We start from the raw sequence: 20,203 nt of genomic DNA on the forward strand, positions 1-20,203 counted from the left end.
AAAGGTCCGGCATGCCGGACCTTTTCTTTTTCAGCGGGTTAACGCTCCCAGTAAGACTCTTCCAGGCTGTCTTCGCGCTCCGGCAGGCCGCGAGTGAGGCGCGGCGAATGCTGGTTCAACACCTGGTAGCTGACGCGGTTGGCGTATTTGCACACCTGCGCCAATGAGGAGTATGTCAGGTAACTACGCACGTGCTTGCTGGAATTCGGCACGTTATGGCGGTGATAGCCGTTCGCGGCGATATCGTGCAGCAACGCCGACAGTGCGCCGTCGCCGGCGCCGTTGGTGTTCATGATCCTCTCGGGGCCGCCCATATAAGGCGCGATGTGCGAATAAACGCGCAGCGGATTTTCACAGTGTTCGCGGCGCATGGCGCGGCTGAATTCGTAGCGGTTGAACTCGGCGATATGCCCCGGCAGCAGCGGGTGCTGGGTCTGGCGCTTGTTGGCTTCTTCGGTGTAACCCGCCATATACAGGCCGTTCGGCCCGGCGGTGCACAGCACCAGATCCACCCACTCCAGCGCCATGTCCGAGGCGGTCAGCGGATCGCTCAGCCCGGTCAGCTCCAGCGCTTCGTCTTCATTCATCGCCAGAATCGTCACGTTTTCCTTCAGGAAGTCGCGCCACCACTGCGGGTTGTCGGCGATCACGTACTTGGTGCCCAGCGTCAACACCACCGGCACGTCGTGTTTTTTGGCATATTCGATCGCCTGCAGGGTGGCGGCCTTCATCGGCTCCCCCTCCTTACAGCGCACCAGATAAGAGCTCAGCACCAGCGCCGACGCGCCGGCGATCACCTCTTCAGGAATGCTTTCCGGGCGCAGCTGGTTCATTTGGCCAGGGTTGATGGCGAAGGTGCGCTCGCCGCTTTCCCCGATCAGCGTGAAGCAGCGGCCGATGGCGCCGTCTACGCCCTGCAGATAGTTGAGATCGGTACGGCTGGAGGTATTGCACAGATAACGGTAGGCGTAGCTGCCGATTTTCACGTTGCTGCACATCACGCCGAGCAGCACCGAGCGATCGTCCGCCAGCACCGAATAGTTGTGCATGGTGTTACCGATGGTGCCGCCGGCGAACTGATGGGTAACCAGGTTGTTTTCGTTCAGTTCCTGATACAGCGCCTCGGCGACGTCGTCTTCGATCACCAGAGAGTGGCCCAGGCTCAGGCCGTAGCGCTGGACAAAAGCGTCGTCCACTTTCGCCTCGATATCCACCAGCGTCTGATCGATGCCGACGATATACGAGGTGCTGATTTCACTTTCGGGCTGAGCCTGCTGCAGAAGCGGATCGCGGGCGCTCACCGGGAAATAGTGTTTGGACTTGCGTTTACCAGGAAATTTCATGTGATTGGCGGTGGTGACGGTTTAACAAGCGGAGAATGTTAACACATCCCCGCCCGATCACGATGCATCTAATAGACAGATTATGGATGATTACAGGCGCTGCGCCACCAGCTGCTGCATCATATCGATATGCGCCGGCTCGTCGTTCAACGCCGAGATATATTCAAACTTCTCGCCGCCGGCCTTGAGGAAGATCTCGCGGTTCTGTTCTTTGATCTCTTCCAGCGTTTCCAGGCAGTCCGCCGAGAAACCGGGGCAAATCAGCTGAATGTGCTTCACGCCCTGCGCCGGCAGCCCCTTCAGGGTCTCATCGGTGTATGGCGTCAGCCACGGCTCGCGGCCAAAGCGCGATTGGTACGTCATCATCACGCGCTCCGGCGCCAGCGGCAGCGTGGCGCTCAGCGCACGCAGCGTATCCTCGCAGCGCTGCGGGTAGTCGTCGCCCAGGCGCGCATAGCGTTTGGGGATGCCGTGGAACGACAGCACCAGCCGATCCGGCTGGCCGTGCTCGGCGAACGAGCGCTCCACGCTTTGCTGCAGCGCGGCGATATAGGCCGGGTGTTCGGCGTAATCGCGGATGAAGGCCACCGACGGCAAGCGGCGATAGCCTTTCAGCACTCGCGCTACGCCATCCCATACCGCCGCGCTGGTGGAACAGGAGTATTGCGGGTAGAGCGGCAGCACCACCAGGTTGGTCACACCTTGCGCCAGCAGCTTGTCGATGGCTTCCGCCAAACTTGGCGAGCCGTAGCTCATTCCCAGCTCCACCGGCGTATTCGGCATGCGCGCCGCCAGCGCCCGCTGTTGGCGGCGGCTGTATACCAGCAGCGGCGAGCCTTCTTCCATCCACACCGACTGATAGAGCTTCGCCACGCGCGGCGAGCGGATCGGCAGGATCGCGCCGTTGAGGATCGGCCACCAGATCAGCGGCGCCGTGTCGACCACGCGATCGTCACTGAGGAATTCCTTCAGATAGCGTTTGACCGCCGACGAGGTCGGCGCATCTGGTGTGCCCAGGTTCACCAGCAATACGCCGTGTTTCTCTTGCTTCATCTCAGTTCCCCTCATTTCCTTTCCGGCCGGCATTCCGTTCTGGGTCGGGATGTCAGCAGCCATTAATGCCGGCTATTGTAACGGAAAAGTCCTGCGTCGGAACCGATAACAGCAACAGGCTATCCCTGTGGGCTTCCCCCTTGCGCCAGTTGCCATACCGCCGCCACGTTGCGCGCCGTCACCTGCAGATTGCGATCGGCGTCCGCCAGCGCGTCTTCCAGCGTCACGATGCGATCGAGCACCGAAAACGCCGCATCGATGCCGTGTTGATGCACCACCGAATAATCCGGCGTCAGGCTGCCGGCGATGGCGATCACCGGCACGCCGTGACGCTTGGCCACTCGCGCCACGCCGATCGGCGTTTTGCCGTGGATCGACTGGCTGTCCAGCCGCCCTTCGCCGGTGATCACCAAGTCGGCATCGCGCACCGCTTCATCCAGGCGCAGGGTTTCGGTGACAATCTCGATGCCCGGCCGCAAGCGCGCTTCGAGCATGCCAAGCAGCGCCGCCCCCATGCCGCCGGCCGCGCCCGCCCCTGGCTGGGTCAGCACGGCGCGGCCGGTTTCCCGCTCCAGCAGTTCGCCATAGTGATGCAGCGCCGCATCGAGCTGGGCCACCATCTCCGGCGTCGCCCCCTTCTGCGGCCCGAACACCGCCGACGCGCCCTTTTCGCCGCACAGCGGGTTATCCACGTCGCAGGCGGCGGTTACGCTCACCCGTTGCCAACGCGCGTCCAGCCCGGCGAGATCGAGATGCGCCAGCTGCGCCAGTGCCGCACCGCCCACCGGCAGCGGCCGGCGATCCTTATCCAGCAATTTAACGCCCAGCGCCTGCATCATCCCAGCGCCGCCGTCGTTGGTGGCGCTACCGCCGATGCCGAGAATGATCGCCTTCACGCCGCGCTCCAGCGCCGCCAGCATCAGCTCACCGGTGCCGTAACTGGTGGTGATGCGCGGATCGCGCCGGTTGGGCGGCGCCAAATGCAGCCCGGAAGCGGCGGCCATTTCAATCACCGCGGTTTCGCCGTCGCCCAGCAGGCCATAAAATCCCAACACCGGCTCCCCCAGCGGCCCGGTGACCGTCACCTGGACGATTTCGCCGCCGGTGGCCGCCACCATCGACTCCACTGTGCCTTCGCCGCCGTCCGCCATCGGCAGCTTCACGTAGTGCGCCTGCGGGTAAATTTGGCGGAATCCCCGCTCGATGGCGTCAGCGACGCCGAGCGCGCTCAGGCTCTCTTTGAAAGAATCCGGGGCAATAACCACTTTTTTCAGCGTTTTCATCACTGTTCCTTATCCCGCCAGGTTAAATACGCCAAACATCAGCGCCGAGATTGCCGCAATGGTGAACCCCACCAGCGTTTCATACGGCAGCAGCTTCAGCCGCTCGTGCACCGCCATATTGACGCTGCCGCCGGTGGCGTGGAAGAAGCTGCCGTGCGGCAGGTGATCCAGCACCGTGGCGCCCGCATGGATCATCGCCGCACCGGCCAATCCGCTCACCCCCAGCTCGAGCAGCGTGGAGCTGAACACCCCGGAAGCCACGGCGGTGCCGGCGGTGGTCGAGGCGGTCGCCATCGACATCAGCGCGCCGGACAGCGGCGCCAGCAGCCAGGCCGGTAGCCCGGTGTGCGTCAAACCGTTAATCAAGACATCCTTCAGCGCCGAGTTGGCGATAATGCCCGCCAGCGTGCCGGTGCCGAGCAGCATAATCGCCACCGGCGCCATGCGCGACAGGCCGGAAACCATAAACTGATTGCACTGGCGGATGCGCCCCATCAGCAGCGCGCCCGCCAACCCGCCAGCAGGCAGCGCGATCAGCGGATCGACGGCGATACCGGCGATCGGCCGCAGCGACAGCAGCAGGATCGCCACCAGCGGCGCGCTGATCGCCGCAGCGAAGCCCGGCCGCGCCCCTTCGGCATGCTGAGTCAGCTCTTCAGCCATCACCCTGCCGCCTTTATCGCTCAGGCGGCGCGCCAGCAGATAGGCCACCACCAGGCCGCACAGCCCCGGCACGATGCCGGCCATCATCACCGAAGTGAGCGGCACGTGGAAGTTGTCCGCCGCCGCGATGGTGTTCGGGTTGGGAGACATCACGTTGCCGGCCTTGCCGCCGCCGATCATCGCCAGCAGGATCGCCGCGCGTGAAATGCCGGCCCTCTGGGCGATCGACAGCGCGATCGGCGCGACGGTGATCACCGCCACATCGATAAACACCCCCACCGCCGTCAGGATCAGTGTAGCCACCGCCAGCGCCAGCAGCGCGCGGGTTTCGCCCACTTTGCGCACGATGGTTTCGGCGATGGTGTGCGCCGCGCCGGATTCGATCAGCACCCCGGCCAATACCCCCGCCGCCAGAATGCGCATCACGGCGTTGGTGATGCCCTGCGCCCCGCCGATCATCAGCGTTACGGTCTGCACCAGATCGGCGCCGCCGCACAGCCCGCCCGCCAGCGCGCCGGCAATCATGCCGTAAGCCGGCGGCACCTTGCGTAGGATCAGAACGATGGCGACGGCTAACGCCACCAGCGCTCCCAGAGTGGATACGGTTGTCATTGTTGTTTTCTCCGTGGTTGATGTGCAGGCCAACATATCCCGCGCGCCCGGCGTTGACCTGAGGGGAAACAACAAAAAATTGCCGAAGGAACGGCGCGAAATTTGTGGGTTGGCACAACTCAGTCGTGCATCAGCATGCCGATATACAACCGCAGAGCGTCGGTTAATTGATTGATTTTCATGCCAGTTATGGCTTCGATGCGCTGCAGGCGGTAGCGCAGGGTATTGACGTGAATATGCAGCTGCGCGGCGGCCTGCGTCTGATCACAATTCTGCGAAAAATAGTGGCGCAGCGTGGCGCGCAGCACGCCTTTTTCATCCTGTTCGCCCAGCGTCCGCCAGGGGCGCCCCAGCTCTTGCGCTCGCCAGTCCTCCCCGAGATCGCACAGCAGCGACGGCAGCGGATAGTCGTGGTAGAACAGCGTGGCGTGACGCAGTTTCAGGCGCTGCGCCATTGCCTGGGTGGCACGCGCCGTCAGGCTGGAACGGTAGGCGCTTTGCGGATCGTCATAAAAACCGCCGACGATCAGCCGCACCCGAAAGCGGTGTTTTAGCTGGTTTTGCAAACGCTGCGCCTGCTGGCGCTCCAGCTTCAAACTCCATTCGCCCTGAGCCATGCAGGCCGGGCGCAACAGGGTCATTTCATTGAAGCCGGTAATGGCGATCAACGCGTCGCGCTGGGTGGCCTCCAGCTCCGCCAACAGCTCACGCAGCAGGTGCGGCTGCGCCTCTTGCAGCTCGACGATCCAGACGATGCGCGCCTGGCGCAGATCCAATCCCAGATACGCCGCCATCGCCTCCAGCGACGCGGTGTTCGGCTGCGGTTGCAGCAGCTGATTCGCCAGCTCTTCCCGGTAACGTTTTTCCCACTGGTGCTGATCCAGCAGCGCCGCCTGCTCCACCATCATCTCCGCCGCCATCTTCACCAGTTCAGCGTAGGCGCGCACCTCGGCCGGCTCGCCGGAGATGCCGATCACCCCCACCCGCTGATTGCGAAAGCTGAACGGCAGGTTGATGCCGGGCCGCACGCCCTTCAGGTGTTCGGCGGTGGCGCGGTCGATTTCCACCACCCGGTTCTCCGCCAGCGCCAGCACCGCGCCTTCATGACGCTGGAACAGGCGCTGCGGGTTGCCGGAGGCGATGATCACGCCGTTGCTGTCCATCACGTTGACGGAATGGCTGATGATGCCCATCGCCCGCTGGACGATCTGGCGCGCGGTGGCTTCCGCCAGAAGATTGGTTTGTCTGAGCATGCCCGGCTCCCTGCTGAGGGTGAAAACGCAGGCTTGTTATACGCCATTTGGCGCGGGCGATTAACGGGCACGGCCGCAACAAGCTGCCGCGATCACAATTTGGCGGGAAAACGGCAAAAAAAAACGCCGGACCACAGGCCCGGCGTCATGCACTGCCAGTTTGCTATCAACCGAGGATAGTCGCCAGCTCTGCGCTCACTTCGGCCACCTTGCGGGTGCCGTCGATTTTGCGGTATTGGGTGTTGCCCGCTGCCGCTTCTTTGCTGTAGTAAGAGATCAGCGGCGCGGTCATCTGATGGTATTCCACCAGGCGCTTGCGCACGGTCTCTTCCTGATCGTCCTTGCGCGTGGTCAGCTCTTCGCCGGTCACGTCGTCTTTGCCTTCCACCTGCGGCGGGTTGAACTTCACGTGGTAGACGCGGCCGGACGGCGCGTGTACGCGGCGGCCAACGATGCGGTCAACGATCAGCTCGTCCGGCACGTCGAACTCCAGCACGAAGTCCACGTTGATGCCGGCTTCTTTCATCGCGTCAGCCTGCGGAATGGTGCGTGGGAAGCCGTCCAGCAGGAAGCCCTTGCGGCAATCTTCCTGCGTGATGCGCTCTTTGACCAGCGCGATCACCAGCTCATCGGTCACCAGCTTGCCGGCGTCCATGATCTCTTTCGCCTGCTTGCCCAGTTCACTGCCGGCCTTCACGGCTGCGCGCAACATGTCACCGGTGGAGATTTGCGGAATGCCGTATTTCTCCATGATGAATTGAGCCTGAGTACCTTTACCAGCGCCCGGAGCGCCCAGCAGAATGATACGCATTGCGTAAATCCCCTTGCTATGTAGTTTTTATAAAATTGCGAAAACGCTCAACGATACCATTTCAGGGGGGGCAGGCTCAAGGCGCGCGAAGGAAATCGATTGCGGAATGTGCAAAAAAACGGACGAACAAAAGGCAAGAAAAAGCGGGGAAAAACCGGAAATACGCCCCTAACGGTGTCGTTAAGGGCGCATATCTTCAGCTTTTAAGCGGACAGCAACTTATTCATGCGACGGATGAACAAGTTCGGATCCTCCAGCGTGCCGCGTTCTGCCAGCAGCGCCTGATCCAATAACAGGTCGATCCATTCGGCGAAATGTTCGTTATCGCCCACGTCGGATGCTCGTTTGACCAGCGCATGCTCGGGATTAAGCTCGAAAATGTACTTCACTTCCGGCGCCTGCTGACCGGCGGCGGCGAACAGCTTGGCCATCTGGGTGCTCATTTCGTCGGCGTCGGTCACCACGATCGCCGGCGTATCGGTCAGGCGGTGCGTCAGGCGTACATCCTTCACGCGCTCGCCCAGCAGGGTTTTCACGCGTTCGATGAACGGTTCCAGCTGCTTCTCGGCCGCCTTCTGCTCTTCGGTTTCATCCGCCAGTTTATCCAGCGTTTCATCCGCTTTGCTGACCGACTGGAACGGCTTGCCGTCGAACTCGGTCAGGTAGCTCATCATCCACTCGTCGATGCGATCGGACAACAGCAACACTTCGATGCCTTTCTTGCGGAACAGCTCCAGATGCGGGCTGCTCTTGGCGGCGGCGTAGCTGTCGGCGGTGATGTAGTAAATCTTTTCCTGCCCTTCCGCCATGCGGCCGACGTACTCTTCCAGCGACACGGTCTGCGCCGAGCTGTCGCCGTGGGTGGTCGCGAAGCGCAGCAGTTTGGCGATCGCTTCCTGGTTGCCGTTGTCTTCCGCCGGGCCTTCTTTCAGCACCAGACCGAACTGCTGCCAGAATTTCTGGTAGCCTTCGGCGTCGTCTTTGGCCAGCTTATCCAGCATCTGCAGCACACGCTTGGTCAGCGCACCGCGCAGGTTCTGCGTCACACGGCTGTCTTGCAGGATCTCGCGCGACACGTTCAGCGGCAGATCGTTGGAATCGATCAGGCCGCGCACGAAGCGCAGGTAGTTCGGCATGAACTGCTCGGCGTCGTCCATGATGAACACGCGCTGCACGTACAGCTTCAGGCCGTGTTTGTGATCGCGGTTCCACATGTCCCACGGCGCCTGCGCCGGGATATACAGCAGGCTGGTGTACTCCTGCTTGCCTTCCACCCGGTTATGGCTCCAGCTCAGCGGATCGGTGAAGTCATGGGCGATGTGCTTGTAGAACTCTTTGTACTCTTCGTCGGCGACGTCAGCCTTGCTGCGGGTCCACAGGGCCTGCGCCTTGTTGATCTTCTCCCAGGTGACGGTGCCGTCTTCTTCGTTCTTGCTTTCGATCTCTACCGGCAGGGCGATGTGATCGGAATATTTGCCGATCACCGAGCGCAAGCGCCAGGCGTCGAGGTACTCATCTTCGCCTTCGCGCAGATGCAGGGTGATTTCGGTGCCGCGGGTCTCTTTGGTGATGTCGGCGATGGTGTAGTCGCCTTCACCGGCGGACTCCCAGAACACGCCTTCGTCATCGGCGGCGCCGGCAGCGCGGGTGCGCACGGTCACTTTGTCCGCCACGATGAACGCCGAGTAGAAACCGACACCGAACTGGCCGATCAGCTGGCTGTCTTTCGCCTGATCTGAACCGATGGATTCCAGGAACGCTTTGGTGCCCGATTTGGCGATGGTGCCGAGGTTTTCGATCACTTCTTCGCGGCGCATGCCGATACCGTTGTCGGCGATGGTCAGGGTGCGCTGCTCTTTATCGAAGGACAAGCGCACGCGCAGCTCGCCGTCGCCGGCATACAGCTCTGGCGCGGACAGGGCGCGGAAGCGCAGCTTGTCGGCGGCGTCAGAGGCGTTGGAAATCAGCTCGCGCAGGAAAATTTCTTTGTTGGAGTACAGCGAATGGATCATCAAATGAAGCAGCTGTTTTACTTCAGACTGGAACCCGCGGGTTTCTTGACCTTTCATACTCATTGATTACCTCAAAAGACAATGGCTACCAAAATCGAACAATGAGGATCAGATGAGGGTCAGGGTCTTGTTTTTCAAGCGGACGGCGGGAAATTTTTGGCAAAAAAACGACGGGGCCGAGTGGCCCCGTCCGGGAAAACATCAGAACTTGATGGCGTGACGCCCGGCCAGCGAATGCGACAGCGTGGTGCCGTCGACCATCTCCAGCTCGCCGCCCACCGGTACGCCGTGGGCGATGCGGCTGGCGAGCACGCCATACTGGCCGCACATCTCGGCGATGTAGTTGGCAGTCGCTTCCCCTTCCACCGTCGGGTTGGTGGCGAGGATCACTTCGGTGATGCTTTCCTTTTCCAGCCGTTGCTCCAGGCGATCGAGACCGATATCCCCCGGCCCGATGCCATCTAGCGGCGACAGATGGCCCATCAGCACAAAGTAGCGCCCGGCGAACTGGCCGGTCTGCTCGATGGCGTGAATATCCGCCGGGCTTTCCACCACACAAATCTGGCCGTTTTGCTGACGGCGCGGATTGGCGCAGATGGTGCAGATGTCCTGCTCGGTGAAGGTGCGGCAGTCGGCGCAGTGGCCGATTTCCGACATCGCGCGCGTCAACGCCTGCGCCAGGCGCATGCCGCCGCTGCGATCGCGCTGCAGCAACTGAAACGCCATGCGCTGCGCCGATTTCGGGCCGACGCCCGGCAGGCAGCGCAGCGCCTCCATCAGGGATTCAAGGAGCGGGCTGGTTTGCATCAGAACGGCATCTTGAAGCCAGGCGGCAACTGCATGCCGCTGGAAACGGAGGCCATTTTCTCTTTCTGAGTCTCTTCGATGCGGCGCGCGGCGTCGTTAAACGCGGCGGCGATCAGATCTTCCAGCATGTCTTTGTCATCTTCCATCAGGCTAGGATCGATCTCCACGCGGCGGCAGTTGTGTGCGCCGTTGATGGTGACTTTCACCAGGCCTGCGCCAGACTCGCCGGTCACTTCCAATTTGGCGACTTCTTCCTGCATCTGCTGCATTTTTTCTTGCATTTGCTGGGCTTGCTTCATCAGGTTGCCCAGACCGCCTTTACCAAACATAGTCGTCTCTCGTCGCTAGGGCCGCGCACCTCGCGCGGCGTTTAAAGGGGGCGGATACTCTCTTCATCCAGATCCGCGTCGAAGAACCGGCACAGCGTCTGGATATGGGTATCCGCAACGATGGACTGGCGCGCCTGCGCCAGCTTTTCTTCATAGATGGCTTGTCGCCACTCCAGCGGGGTGCGCTCCGCCGGATTATCGTCCTCCACCACGGTCAGCTCAACCGGGCTGCCGTACAGCTCGCCGAGCGCTTCGGCCAGCGTCTTCTGCGCCGAAGGCGAATTCAGATGGCGCTGCGAAGACCGCAGATGGAGGTTAATCTTGCCCGGTTCCGGCTGCTGCTTGAAGGCGTTCAACGCCAGCTGCTGCACCAGTTTCGGGATCTTGAGCTTATCGATTTCCGCCGCCCAGGCGTCGCGCTCCAGCGATTCCACCACCAGCTTGGCGGCCAGCTCCGGCGTTTTCTCGTGCTCCAACGCCGTGCGCAGCGCTTTCGGCGTCGCCAACGGTTCCGGCGCCGCTTCCGGCTCGGTCTGCGCGCGCCAGCGATAGGCTTCCGGCTTCGCCGGTTTTTCCGGCACCTTCTTCTCCGCCAGGCGCTGCTGGCTACGCTCGGTCACGGAAGCCAAACGCCCCAGCGCCGAGTTTGCCGGCCGCGCTATTCCTGGCGCCGCCGGCTCATTCTTTTTTGGTGTGGATGCTCCCTGCTGCCGTTGCAGCTGGGACCGCGCTTTCAACAGCTGGGCGGTGGCATCCGGTAAAGGGGTCGATGATTGTCGCTGCGGCGCGGCCGGCTGCCCTAGCGGGGGCGGCACGTCCTGAAACTGCGGCGGCTGTGGCGATGTGGCCTGCTGCGGTTGCGCCATCGGCGCCGGCGCGGTCTGCACCAACGCCACCGGCTCCGGGATCACCGCTTTCGGGTGAAACGCCAGCGCACGCAGCAGGGTCATCTCAACCCCCATGCGACGATCCGGCGCATAGGCCAGCTCTTTGCGGCCCACCAACAGCGTTTGGTAATAGAGTTGCACATCGGCCGGCGGCAGAGTGCGCGCCAACTCACGCAGCCGTTGTTCTACGGCGGCGTAGTGGTTGTCGAGCATCGAAGGCAGCAGTTGCACCATCGCAATGCGGTGCAGCAACGCCAGCGTCTCCACCAGCAGGTTTTCCCAGTCCACGCCGCGCGAAGCGGCCTGCGCGACCTGCGCCATCACCTTTTCGCCGTCGGCGCTGACCAGCGCTTCGAGGATCGCCAGCGGCTGCTCGTCATCGAGCGTGCCGAGCATCTGGCTGACGGTGGCGGCGGTCACCTGCCCCTGCCCCATGGCGATCGCCTGATCGGTCAGGCTCAGCGCATCGCGCATGCTGCCGTCGGCGGCGCGCGCCAGCAGTTGCAGCGCGCGGGCGTCGCTGGTGATCTGCTCCGCCGTCAGCACCGTTTCCAGCTGCTGACGGATCTGATCGACGTCCAGCGCTTTGAGGTGAAACTGCAGGCAGCGGGAAAGAATGGTCACCGGCAATTTTTGCGGATCGGTGGTGGCCAACAGGAATTTCACGTGCGATGGCGGCTCTTCCAGCGTCTTCAGCAACGCGTTGAAGCTGTGGCGCGAGAGCATGTGCACTTCATCGATCAGGTAGACCTTGAAGCGGCCGCGCGCCGGCGCGTACTGAACGTTGTCCAGCAGATCGCGGGTATCTTCCACCTTGGTGCGGGAAGCGGCGTCGATCTCGATCAGATCGACGAAACGCCCCTGTTCGATCTCACGGCAGTTGTCGCATTGGCCGCACGGCGTGGCGGTGATGCCGGTTTCACAGTTCAGGCCTTTGGCCAGCAGGCGCGCGATGGTGGTTTTCCCCACGCCGCGGGTGCCCGAGAACAGATAGGCGTGATGGATCCGCCCCAGCGAGAGGCCGTTGGCCAGCGCGGTCAGGACATGTTCCTGGCCGACCACGTCTGCGAACGTTTGAGGGCGCCACTTACGGGCGAGAACCTGATAGCTCATTAATACCGGAGAAGTCGAGTAATCTGGAGGGTCATGCTAACACAGCCCCGCGGCGATCCGCGAGGCCGTTGTGCCCAAGGGGCGATGCCGCATCAATGGCCGGCGAAGTCCACCAGGCAGTAGCAGTCGATACCCAGCTTGTTCAGACGCGCTTCCCCGCCCAGATCCGGCAGGTTGATGATGAACGCGGCGTCTTTCACTTCACCGCCCAGACGGCGGATCAGTTTGGTGGTTGCTTCGATGGTGCCGCCGGTCGCCAGCAGATCGTCCACCACCAGCACTTTGTCACCCGCGGTGATGGCGTCGGTGTGGATCTCCAGCTTGTCGGTACCGTACTCCAGCTCATAGCTTTCGCTGAGCGTGGCACGCGGCAGTTTGCCCGGTTTGCGCACCGGCACGAAACCGACGCCCAGCGCCAGCGCGACGGGCGCACCGAACAGGAAACCACGCGCTTCGGTACCCACCACCTTGGTCACGCCCGCTTCGCGATAGCGCTCAACCAGCAGCTCGATGCTGGCGGCGTAGGCCAACGGGTTTTCCAGCAGGCTGGTCACGTCGCGGAACAGGATGCCCGGCTTCGGATAATCCGGGATGGTTTTGATACTGTCTTTAATAAACTGAAGCTGCTGCGCAGTAGCGGTCATAATTGTTGCCTGATAAAGCTGCCTGAAAACCGGCGCGCCGCTCACCCGCCGCCTCTGGGTGAAACACACCGGAGAAGGAATGGCAGGCGATCCGCGCACGAAAACGCCCAAATCTATGCAAACTGGCGGACAAATGCAACCAGCGGCGCACAATCAGCGCTGTTTTTGTTGCGACAGGTCAATAACCGGCAGGCGCAGCATAAAGGTCAGCAAAATAGCCAACATCAGCAGCAACAGACCGCGCACCCACCAGATTTTCACCAGCCACAGCGAACAGGCGAAGGTCAGCACGATCACTAGCACCGCCTTCCACTTCGCTCCCGGCGGCAGCGCGCGATGCTGCTGCCAGTGGCGCAGATAAGGGCCAAACCAGGAACGGTACAGCAGCCAGTGATGAAAGCGCGGCGAAGAGCGGGCGAAGCACCAGGCAGCCAACAGCAGGAACGGCGTGGTCGGCAACAGCGGCAGCACCACGCCCAACGTCGCCAGCACCACCGCCAGCCAGCCCAAAATGATCAATAACCCTCGCTTCATGCGGCTCTTCGCTCCTCAATCGGTTGCGGCTTACTGTAGCATCGGCGCCGCGCCGGCGGAATATGCATGCGGCGCTTGTTTCAGGGCGGCATCGCGGGCAAGCTTACGCCTGTTGAAATCAAGAGGGAGCTTATGTGAGCACTCAGCGTCTATTACAGGTGTTGGCGCAGCAGATCGCGGCGCTGGCGGCCGAAGTCACTCCGCGCGGCGACGCCCCGATCCCGCAGGCGCGCTTCGACGCCGCCCTGTTCGCCAACCGCGGCACGCGGCTGCGCGACTACCTGGCCGAGGTGGAGAAAAACTTCGCCCAGCTGCAAAACGCCGCTAACGACAGCCGCGCCAGCCAGGTGGCCTTTCTGGCCGAAAAACTGGTTGCCCAAATCTCTGCCCTGCAGCGCGAGCTGGCAACCCAGGCGCTACGGCGCAAGAATCAGCCGAAGGAAGCCCCCGAGGCCGATCTGTACCACAAGCTGGCCGAGCACCAGGATTACGAACGCCGGCTGATCGCCATGATTCAGGATCGGGAAAGCCTGCTGGGGCGCCAGACCACGCTGGCGGCGCAACAAAAGCTGCAGCACGAGCTGGCGGCGCTGGAGGGGAGACTGATGCGCTGCCGTCAGGCGCTGGCGCGCATCGAGCGCAATATCGAGCGCAAAGAAAACGGTTTTTGAAGATTTATCACAATATTTTAATGATTATTCCCGGTTGCGCGCCGGGTTCACTATACTCTGGCGAGACACGAGTTTTTCATCCCATTAATTAATAAGCGCAGGTGCTATGTCTCTGGAAAATGCCTCACCCGAACTGCAGCTGGCGGTAGACTTGATTTACCTGCTGGAATGCAACGAGATCGATCCGGCTACCGCGTTGGCAGCACTGGATATCGTCAAACGGGATTATCAGGAAAAGCTGCAGCGCGCCGGCGTCACCTCTCCCTATCTGCCTGCCGGACAGTAACCAGGGACAGCACCGCTGTCCCTTCCATCTTTCAACGCACATCAGCCCGCCGTCTGGCCGCCTTCATCCGGCGAGAGCGTTCTTTTCACTTCCTGCACTTCATTGCCCTGCTGGTTATGCAGATACACCTCCAGCTGATTGAAGGCAATGTCGATGTCGTTTTCCCGGCACAAGCGGTCGATTGAGCGGTTCAGTTCGTCCACCGTGTAGCTGCGATCGCGCAGTTCCCGCACATAGAGCCGCAGTTCGTGATCCAGCGTGCTGGCGCCGAAGTTGAGGAAGAACACCTGCGGTTCGGGATCGGTCATCACCCGCGGGTTGTCGTGCGCCGCCTGCAGCAGCACCTTTTTCACCTTGTCGAGATCGGAACCGTAGGCCACGCCCACCTTGATCAGCACGCGGGTGATGGTGTCGGACAGTGACCAGTTGATCAGCCGCTCGGTGACGAACGCCTTGTTCGGAATGATCACCTCTTTGCGATCGAAGTCGGTAATGGTGGTGGCACGAATGCGGATCTTGCTGACCGAACCGGAGAAGGTGCCGATGGTGATGGTATCGCCGATGCGGATCGGGCGTTCGAACAGAATGATCAGGCCGGAGACGAAGTTGGCGAAGATCTCCTGCAGGCCAAAGCCCAGCCCGACCGTCAGACCGGCGGCCAGCCATTGCAGTTTGTCCCAGGATACGCCCAGCGATCCCAGCGCAACCACGGCGCCCACGGCGGTGATCAGGTAAGTGAGCACGGTGGTGATGGCATAAGACGCCCCCTGCCGCAGCTGCAGCCGCGACAGCACCACCACCTCCAGCAGGCCGGGCAAGTTGCGGGTGAGCACATAAGCGACGATCACCGCGGCGATCGCCACCATCATGTTACCCAGCGTCACCGCCTGCGACACGCTGCTGCCCGCCACGGTGCTGGTGTAATGCCACAGCGTGATGCTGTCCAGGTAAGCGATGACCGTCACCAGATCCGACCAAATGGCGTAGAAGGCGCTGGCGAAGATGGCGAACAGCACCAGGGTGGTCAGGCGCAGCGACTGCTGGTTGATCTGATCGAGCGCCAGCGGCGGCTCTTCCACCACCGCTTCGCCGCCTTCGGCCCCCTCTTTCACCACGTTTTGCCGCCGCGCCAGCGCGCGCCGGTAGGCCAAACGCCGCGCCGCCACGCTCAGGCCGCGCAGGGCAGTCAGATACACGATATTCCACAGGAAGAACAGATACAGGCTGTCTATCCAGCGGCTGGCCAGCCGCAGCGTGGTATAGAAGTAACCGGCGAACATCAGCCCCAGCAGGATCAGCGGTGTGGCGGCAAGCGCAGTGACCATCACCAGCCGCACGGCATGCGAGCCCTTTTCACGCCAGCTGTCGCGGCACAGCGGGAACACCAGCACCGCAAGCAGCGCCAGCGTCAACATCACCACGATCTGGCCGATGACGTCTTCCACCAGACGCAGCGGCGCTTTCTCGCCCAATACCGACCAGAAGATCAGCGGCTGCAGCGCCAGCCCCAGCCGCAGCGTCTGGCGGCGGTAATGCGCGCACAGGTTAGCGCCGAAGTTGAAATGCCGCTCGGCGATGCCGCCCGGTTTCAGCATGCGATAGCTGAAGCCGAACACCAGCCACGACAACGCCAGCTGCTGCGACAACGCCCAAATAAAGTCGCTGATACCCAAATCCGCGCGATACATCCAGAAACCGACGCCGAGCAGCAGCGCGGCGCCAGGCAACACCTTCAGCAAGGTCAGCGCGATGGCCTTCGGCGTGTGCAGCTGGCCGTCGCGCTTCAGTTGCCCCACGTCGTTGGCCAGCTTTTGCAAATGACTGTCGATCAACCGGTAGCGCCAGCGCAATACCCCGATCGCCAACAGCAACGGGATCAGGAACACCAGCGCATTCAAGCCGCCCTGCAATAGCTTGCCACCGTCGAATTTGAGATCGAGCCCGGCGAGCTGATCGCGCACCGCCTCCGGCATTGCCTTCAGCCACGCCAGATCGACCGGCTTGTTGCTGTTGACCCAGAAAATCTGCTGGGTCAGCGTATCCTGCAGCGAGCCGTAAACGCTGGTGAGCTGCTGTTGGTTGATCTGCAGGTTGATCGACAGCGACAGCTGGTTGCTGAGCTGCTTGTTCAGCTGATCCAGCAGTTCGCGGCGCATGTCGACGATCTCGTTCAGTGCGTCGATCACTTCCGGGCCGGCCTTTTCCTTGCTTTCGGCCACCAGCTGGTTGATGTAATCCTCACCCTTGAACAGATCGTCGCGTTGCTGATTAATATCGAACTGCTCCAGCCGCAGATCGGCGATGCGCGTGTCTATATCAGCCAGCAGCGTGCCCTGCGGCAGGCTCTGCTGCTGCTGATACAGAATGCGCGACAGCACCAGGCTGCCCTTCAGCACCTGGATCTGCTCTTTCAGGTTACGTTCCGCCTGCAGACCGCGATCGAGCCAGTTTTTGACCCGAATATTCTGCTGGAACAGGGTGTTGCTCTCTTCGGTGGCGGCAATCAGCTGTTGGCTCAACTGTCGGTTGACGTCCAGCTGCTTGCTGACCAGCTGATCGTGCTGGATATCGGTGGCGTCTTCCGGGTTCTGCGCCTCTTTGGCGGTTTTTTCAGACAGCGTCAGGCGCTTGCTGTTGACGAGCTCCTGCAGCAGCTGCACCGACCGATCCAGCGCATCGATATGTGCCGTGGTGTAATCACGCTGTTTTTGCAGCAGATCTTGTAGCGTAGTGTTGGCTTCCAGGCTCTTGCGCTGCAGCTCCAACTGCGCGTTGAGCAGCGCCTGTTCGGTGGCCAGCATGACCTGCTGGCTATTGCGCAGCGAATCTTGCCCCGGCGTCTGGCCGCTGAGCTGGCTGCGGATCTCCTGCAGGCGCTGCGAAGCGGCGTACATGGTGCTCTGCACCCGTTCAGGCTGGGTTTGCAGCGACACCAGTTGGCTGTTGTAGGTCGAGAGGCTCTCCTGCGCGCTTTGCAGCTCGTCGAGCGTTTGATACAGCCGGCTTTCCAGCTGGCGCAGCGACAGCGGCAACAGCGCGGCGCGCGCGGCCGCGTTGTCCGTCGGCTGCTTCAGCGCATCCAGTTCGGCGGTGACCTGATTGAGCTTCGCCGGCGCCTGCTGCACCTGCTGTTTAAGCTGTGCGACGTCTTGCCGGTTGCGCTCGATGGCATCCAGCAGTTCCAGCGTGCGGGTCAAATCCTGCTGGGAGAGCTTTTCGACCGGCGTCAGGGCTTTTTGTTTGTTCAGCGTTTCCAGCTGGCTTTGCACTTCGCTGCGCTGCGGCAGATCGCCGTTCAGCGCCGCCTGTGCCGGCAAGCAACACGCAAAAATCAGGAAAAAGAGTGTCACGGCGGCGATGCGCCGCCGGCATGCGCCGACAAACGAGAGCGGCGCCAGAGAAGGCAGAGTCAACCAGCGATGCATGATTTGGCTTCGGATCGGTAAAGAAGCCTGAAGATTATCACGACCGCCGGCGGGCAACGAACAACAAAAACGTTGCCGGTGATGTCTCGTTGTCGCGAAATCAGAAAGTCAGCACTTTCTCCGCCGCCAGCGTCCACTGCGCCAGCTCGACCAAGGTGCCGATCGCCACGCCGTCCGCCAGCGGCAAGCGGCTGACGCCGCGCGCGTCGGCGCAGGTCTTGCACAGCTTGACCGGCACCTGCTGCGCGGTGAGGATCTCCAGCATCTGCTGCAGATGGTACCCTTCGTGCGGCTGCTGTCCGGCCAGCCCGGCCACCACCGCGTCGGACATCAGAAACAGCCGCAGGTCGAGGCTGCTCTGCTGCTCTTTCATGGCGATGGCCAACCGCAGCGCATTGAACAAGGATTCATGGCCATAGGCGGCGCCATTGGCAATAAGAACAACTGATGACATGAAATCTCTCCTTATAAAGGAAGGCGGTCGGCGTCAGGCGTCACCGCGTCGGGTTTGAGGCGCAAGGTGGGGCAAAACTGCAGCATCTCCAAAAACGCGTCCACCAGCGCTTCGGCTTCGGCCCGCAGCTCGAAACTTTCCGGCATAAACAGCCAGTTTTCCATCAGGCCGGTGATATAACCGCGCAGGATGATCGCCGCACGGCGGGTATGTAAATCGGCGGGCAATTGCCCGTGGTGAATGCAGTTATACAGCACCGCTTCGATGCGTTCATAGCCGGCGAGGTACAGCACCTTGCGCGAATCCAGCAGCGGCATCATTTCACCGACAAACTCGCATTTGTGGAATATAATTTCCATCAACGCCCGCCTACGGCCGTCTTCAACCGTAGACGTCAGAATGTAAATCAGAATTTCTCGGATAACCCGCAGTGGATTATCGGGAAACTTTGCCTGATACTCTGTTTCGAGCTGGTCAATTTTCGGCTCGGTAGATTCCCAAACTTCATTAAACAGGTCTACCTTATTCTTGAAGTGCCAGTAGATGGCTCCACGCGTAACCCCGGCAGCGGTGGCAATATCTGTCAGTGACGTTGCAGCAACGCCACGTTCAGAGAACTCTCTCACCGCAGCATCAAGGATTTGCTGTCGGGTTTCTTGCGCCTGCTGTTTGGTTTTTCGTGCCATGGCATTGTTATTTAGGGGGAGTGTGATTTACATACATTCGCGAATGTATGTACCATAGCACGCACATATAATTAACGCAGCAATGGGTTTTAAAGCTTGTGATCCATTGATCATTTTGAAATCGGACACTTGAGGTTTTTCTATGAACAAAAACAGAGGGTTAACGCCTCTGGCGGCCGTTCTGATGCTTTCAGGCAGCTTAGTGCTAACAGGATGTAACGATAAAGAAACCCAACAGCAAGGCGCCCAACAACAGGCGCCTGAAGTGGGCGTAGTCACCTTGAAGGCTGAGCCTCTCAACATTACTACCGATCTTCCTGGCCGCACCGCTGCGTATCGTATCGCCGAAGTTCGCCCTCAGGTCAGCGGCATCATCCTGAAGCGCAACTTCGTTGAAGGCAGCGATATCAAGGCCGGGACGTCTCTGTACCAAATCGATCCCGCAACCTATCAAGCCAGCTACGACAGCGCGAAAGGCGATTTGGCCAAAGCACAGGCCAGCGCTTCCATCGCACGCGTGACGGTAAACCGCTACAAGCCATTGCTGGGCACGAGCTACATCAGTAAACAGGACTACGACAACGCCGTCTCCACGCTGCAGCAGGCGGACGCCGCCGTCGTGGCCGCCAAGGCCGCCGTGGAAACCGCGCGCATCAACCTGGCGTACACCAAGGTGACCTCTCCGATCTCCGGCCGCATCGGCAAGTCCGCCGTGACCGAAGGCGCACTGGTCAGCAACGGCCAGGCAACCGCACTGTCTACCGTGCAGCAGCTGGATCCGATGTATGTCGACGTCACCCAGTCAAGCACTGATTTCCTGCGCCTGAAGCAAGAGCTGGCCAGCGGCGCGCTGAAGCAGGAAAACGGCAAGGCAAAAGTGAAACTGATGCTGGAAAACGGCACCGAATACGCGCAGGAAGGCACGCTGGAGTTCTCTGACGTCACCGTCGATGAAACCACTGGCTCCATCACCATTCGCGCCCTGTTCCCTAACCCGAACGATACGCTGTTGCCGGGCATGTTCGTACGCGCCCGTCTGGACGAAGGCGTGCGCAGCGATGCGCTGCTGGTGCCTCAGCAAGGCGTTACCCGCAACCCGCGCGGCGACGCGACGGCGTTGGTGGTAGGGGCAGACGACAAAGTTGAACTGCGCACGCTGAAGGCCGACCAGGCGATCGGCGACAAATGGCTGGTTACCGATGGCCTGAAATCCGGCGATCGCGTGATCGTCTCCGGCCTGATGAAAGTGCATCCGGGCGCGCAGGTAAAAGTGCAGGAAGTTGACACTCAGGCGCAAAAACAGCCGCAGTCTGAAGCGCAGAAGTCATAAAAAGGAG

18 protein-coding genes and 1 other annotated feature are annotated in these 20,203 nt (G+C 61.3%); of the genes, 3 read left to right on the forward strand and 15 right to left on the reverse strand.

Annotated features, from left to right (window positions below; genetic code table 11):
• Positions 1-38: 38 nt before the first annotated feature.
• The 12 genes from BVU99_RS12445 to BVU99_RS12500 form a co-directional block, all read right to left on the reverse strand.
• On the reverse strand, positions 39-1,343 hold the full coding sequence (locus BVU99_RS12445; protein WP_025301797.1) for an inosine/guanosine kinase: 1,305 nt from the start codon (positions 1,341-1,343) through the stop codon (positions 39-41).
• 90 nt (positions 1,344-1,433) lie between these two features.
• Positions 1,434-2,396, reverse strand: coding sequence for a ferrochelatase (gene hemH, locus BVU99_RS12450; RefSeq protein WP_004940253.1), 963 nt, complete (start codon positions 2,394-2,396; stop codon positions 1,434-1,436).
• A gap of 119 nt (positions 2,397-2,515) precedes the next feature.
• A complete protein-coding gene (locus tag BVU99_RS12455) occupies positions 2,516-3,679 on the reverse strand; it encodes a glycerate kinase (protein ID WP_025301796.1) in 1,164 nt (387 codons plus the stop codon).
• Positions 3,680-3,688: 9 nt separating this feature from the next.
• The gene (locus BVU99_RS12460) at positions 3,689-4,954 is read right to left on the reverse strand and encodes an SLC13 family permease (RefSeq protein WP_025301795.1); all 1,266 of its coding nucleotides are present in this window, start codon (positions 4,952-4,954) and stop codon (positions 3,689-3,691) included.
• A 119-nt stretch (positions 4,955-5,073) separates the two neighbouring features.
• The gene (locus tag BVU99_RS12465) at positions 5,074-6,207 is read right to left on the reverse strand and encodes a sugar diacid recognition domain-containing protein (RefSeq protein WP_025301794.1); all 1,134 of its coding nucleotides are present in this window, start codon (positions 6,205-6,207) and stop codon (positions 5,074-5,076) included.
• A gap of 166 nt (positions 6,208-6,373) precedes the next feature.
• Complete coding sequence (gene adk / locus BVU99_RS12470; RefSeq protein WP_025301793.1) at positions 6,374-7,018, reverse strand: adenylate kinase; 645 nt, start codon at positions 7,016-7,018, stop codon at positions 6,374-6,376.
• A gap of 203 nt (positions 7,019-7,221) precedes the next feature.
• Positions 7,222-9,087 carry a molecular chaperone HtpG gene (gene htpG, locus BVU99_RS12475; RefSeq protein ID WP_164066258.1) on the reverse strand — a complete coding sequence of 622 codons (1,866 nt, stop codon included), beginning with the start codon at positions 9,085-9,087 and terminating at the stop codon, positions 7,222-7,224.
• Between the two features lie 144 nt (positions 9,088-9,231).
• Positions 9,232-9,837, reverse strand: a complete 606-nt coding sequence (gene recR, locus BVU99_RS12480) for a recombination mediator RecR (RefSeq protein ID WP_025301791.1) — start codon at positions 9,835-9,837, stop codon at positions 9,232-9,234.
• On the reverse strand, positions 9,837-10,166 hold the full coding sequence (locus tag BVU99_RS12485; RefSeq protein WP_025301790.1) for a YbaB/EbfC family nucleoid-associated protein: 330 nt from the start codon (positions 10,164-10,166) through the stop codon (positions 9,837-9,839). The genes recR and BVU99_RS12485 overlap by 1 nt, the downstream gene beginning before the upstream one ends.
• A 41-nt stretch (positions 10,167-10,207) precedes the next feature.
• Positions 10,208-12,166, reverse strand: coding sequence for a DNA polymerase III subunit gamma/tau (gene dnaX / locus BVU99_RS12490; RefSeq protein WP_060432561.1), 1,959 nt, complete (start codon positions 12,164-12,166; stop codon positions 10,208-10,210).
• Positions 10,811-10,875: a sequence feature (DnaX frameshifting element), on the reverse strand. (Overlaps the previous gene by 65 nt.)
• Positions 12,167-12,258: 92 nt before the next feature.
• Complete coding sequence (gene apt, locus BVU99_RS12495) at positions 12,259-12,810, reverse strand: adenine phosphoribosyltransferase (protein ID WP_019454166.1); 552 nt, start codon at positions 12,808-12,810, stop codon at positions 12,259-12,261.
• Positions 12,811-12,963: 153 nt separating this feature from the next.
• On the reverse strand, positions 12,964-13,344 hold the full coding sequence (locus tag BVU99_RS12500; RefSeq protein WP_043135674.1) for a DUF454 family protein: 381 nt from the start codon (positions 13,342-13,344) through the stop codon (positions 12,964-12,966).
• Positions 13,345-13,478: 134 nt separating this feature from the next.
• Here BVU99_RS12500 and BVU99_RS12505 point away from each other — a divergent pair, with 134 nt between their 5' ends.
• Both BVU99_RS12505 and rsmS read left to right on the forward strand, forming a co-directional pair.
• Complete coding sequence (locus BVU99_RS12505) at positions 13,479-14,015, forward strand: primosomal replication protein (protein WP_025301787.1); 537 nt, start codon at positions 13,479-13,481, stop codon at positions 14,013-14,015.
• Between the two features lie 106 nt (positions 14,016-14,121).
• Entirely contained in the window at positions 14,122-14,301 is a 180-nt protein-coding gene (rsmS, locus tag BVU99_RS12510; RefSeq protein WP_016928837.1) for a pleiotropic regulatory protein RsmS, read from the forward strand.
• Positions 14,302-14,342: 41 nt separating this feature from the next.
• Here rsmS and mscK read toward each other — a convergent pair whose 3' ends face one another.
• The 3 genes from mscK to acrR all read right to left on the reverse strand — a co-directional run bounded on the left by mscK (position 14,343) and on the right by acrR (position 18,866).
• Positions 14,343-17,726 (reverse strand): mechanosensitive channel MscK, encoded by a 3,384-nt coding sequence (gene mscK, locus BVU99_RS12515; RefSeq protein WP_099817498.1) that lies wholly within the window; start codon positions 17,724-17,726, stop codon positions 14,343-14,345.
• A 100-nt stretch (positions 17,727-17,826) separates the two neighbouring features.
• Positions 17,827-18,180 (reverse strand): DsrE/DsrF/TusD sulfur relay family protein, encoded by a 354-nt coding sequence (locus BVU99_RS12520; protein WP_004940282.1) that lies wholly within the window; start codon positions 18,178-18,180, stop codon positions 17,827-17,829.
• An 11-nt stretch (positions 18,181-18,191) separates the two neighbouring features.
• Positions 18,192-18,866 carry a multidrug efflux transporter transcriptional repressor AcrR gene (gene acrR / locus BVU99_RS12525; protein ID WP_099817497.1) on the reverse strand — a complete coding sequence of 225 codons (675 nt, stop codon included), beginning with the start codon at positions 18,864-18,866 and terminating at the stop codon, positions 18,192-18,194.
• 142 nt (positions 18,867-19,008) lie between these two features.
• On the opposite strand from acrR, the gene sdeX reads away from it, so the two are divergent.
• Complete coding sequence (gene sdeX / locus BVU99_RS12530) at positions 19,009-20,196, forward strand: multidrug efflux RND transporter periplasmic adaptor subunit SdeX (RefSeq protein WP_025301784.1); 1,188 nt, start codon at positions 19,009-19,011, stop codon at positions 20,194-20,196.
• Positions 20,197-20,203 lie beyond the last annotated feature (7 nt).

Source organism: Serratia sp. OLAL2, from assembly GCF_002752475.1.
Taxonomy (GTDB): domain Bacteria; phylum Pseudomonadota; class Gammaproteobacteria; order Enterobacterales; family Enterobacteriaceae; genus Serratia; species Serratia bockelmannii.

What these genes read in the sequence shown, in the direction of transcription:
- dnaX (WP_060432561.1), bottom strand. Translation starts at nt 12,166, where the DNA reads ATGAGCTATCAGGTTCTCGCCCGTAAGTGGCGCCCTCAAACGTTCGCA.
- sdeX (WP_025301784.1), top strand. Translation starts at nt 19,009, where the DNA reads ATGAACAAAAACAGAGGGTTAACGCCTCTGGCGGCCGTTCTGATGCTT.
- BVU99_RS12445 (WP_025301797.1), bottom strand. Translation starts at nt 1,343, where the DNA reads ATGAAATTTCCTGGTAAACGCAAGTCCAAACACTATTTCCCGGTGAGC.
- mscK (WP_099817498.1), bottom strand. Translation starts at nt 17,726, where the DNA reads ATGCATCGCTGGTTGACTCTGCCTTCTCTGGCGCCGCTCTCGTTTGTC.
- BVU99_RS12455 (WP_025301796.1), bottom strand. Translation starts at nt 3,679, where the DNA reads ATGAAAACGCTGAAAAAAGTGGTTATTGCCCCGGATTCTTTCAAAGAG.
- BVU99_RS12520 (WP_004940282.1), bottom strand. Translation starts at nt 18,180, where the DNA reads ATGTCATCAGTTGTTCTTATTGCCAATGGCGCCGCCTATGGCCATGAA.
- BVU99_RS12465 (WP_025301794.1), bottom strand. Translation starts at nt 6,207, where the DNA reads ATGCTCAGACAAACCAATCTTCTGGCGGAAGCCACCGCGCGCCAGATC.
- BVU99_RS12485 (WP_025301790.1), bottom strand. Translation starts at nt 10,166, where the DNA reads ATGTTTGGTAAAGGCGGTCTGGGCAACCTGATGAAGCAAGCCCAGCAA.
- BVU99_RS12460 (WP_025301795.1), bottom strand. Translation starts at nt 4,954, where the DNA reads ATGACAACCGTATCCACTCTGGGAGCGCTGGTGGCGTTAGCCGTCGCC.
- BVU99_RS12500 (WP_043135674.1), bottom strand. Translation starts at nt 13,344, where the DNA reads ATGAAGCGAGGGTTATTGATCATTTTGGGCTGGCTGGCGGTGGTGCTG.
- hemH (WP_004940253.1), bottom strand. Translation starts at nt 2,396, where the DNA reads ATGAAGCAAGAGAAACACGGCGTATTGCTGGTGAACCTGGGCACACCA.
- apt (WP_019454166.1), bottom strand. Translation starts at nt 12,810, where the DNA reads ATGACCGCTACTGCGCAGCAGCTTCAGTTTATTAAAGACAGTATCAAA.
- rsmS (WP_016928837.1), top strand. Translation starts at nt 14,122, where the DNA reads ATGTCTCTGGAAAATGCCTCACCCGAACTGCAGCTGGCGGTAGACTTG.
- htpG (WP_164066258.1), bottom strand. Translation starts at nt 9,087, where the DNA reads ATGAAAGGTCAAGAAACCCGCGGGTTCCAGTCTGAAGTAAAACAGCTG.
- acrR (WP_099817497.1), bottom strand. Translation starts at nt 18,866, where the DNA reads ATGGCACGAAAAACCAAACAGCAGGCGCAAGAAACCCGACAGCAAATC.
- recR (WP_025301791.1), bottom strand. Translation starts at nt 9,837, where the DNA reads ATGCAAACCAGCCCGCTCCTTGAATCCCTGATGGAGGCGCTGCGCTGC.
- adk (WP_025301793.1), bottom strand. Translation starts at nt 7,018, where the DNA reads ATGCGTATCATTCTGCTGGGCGCTCCGGGCGCTGGTAAAGGTACTCAG.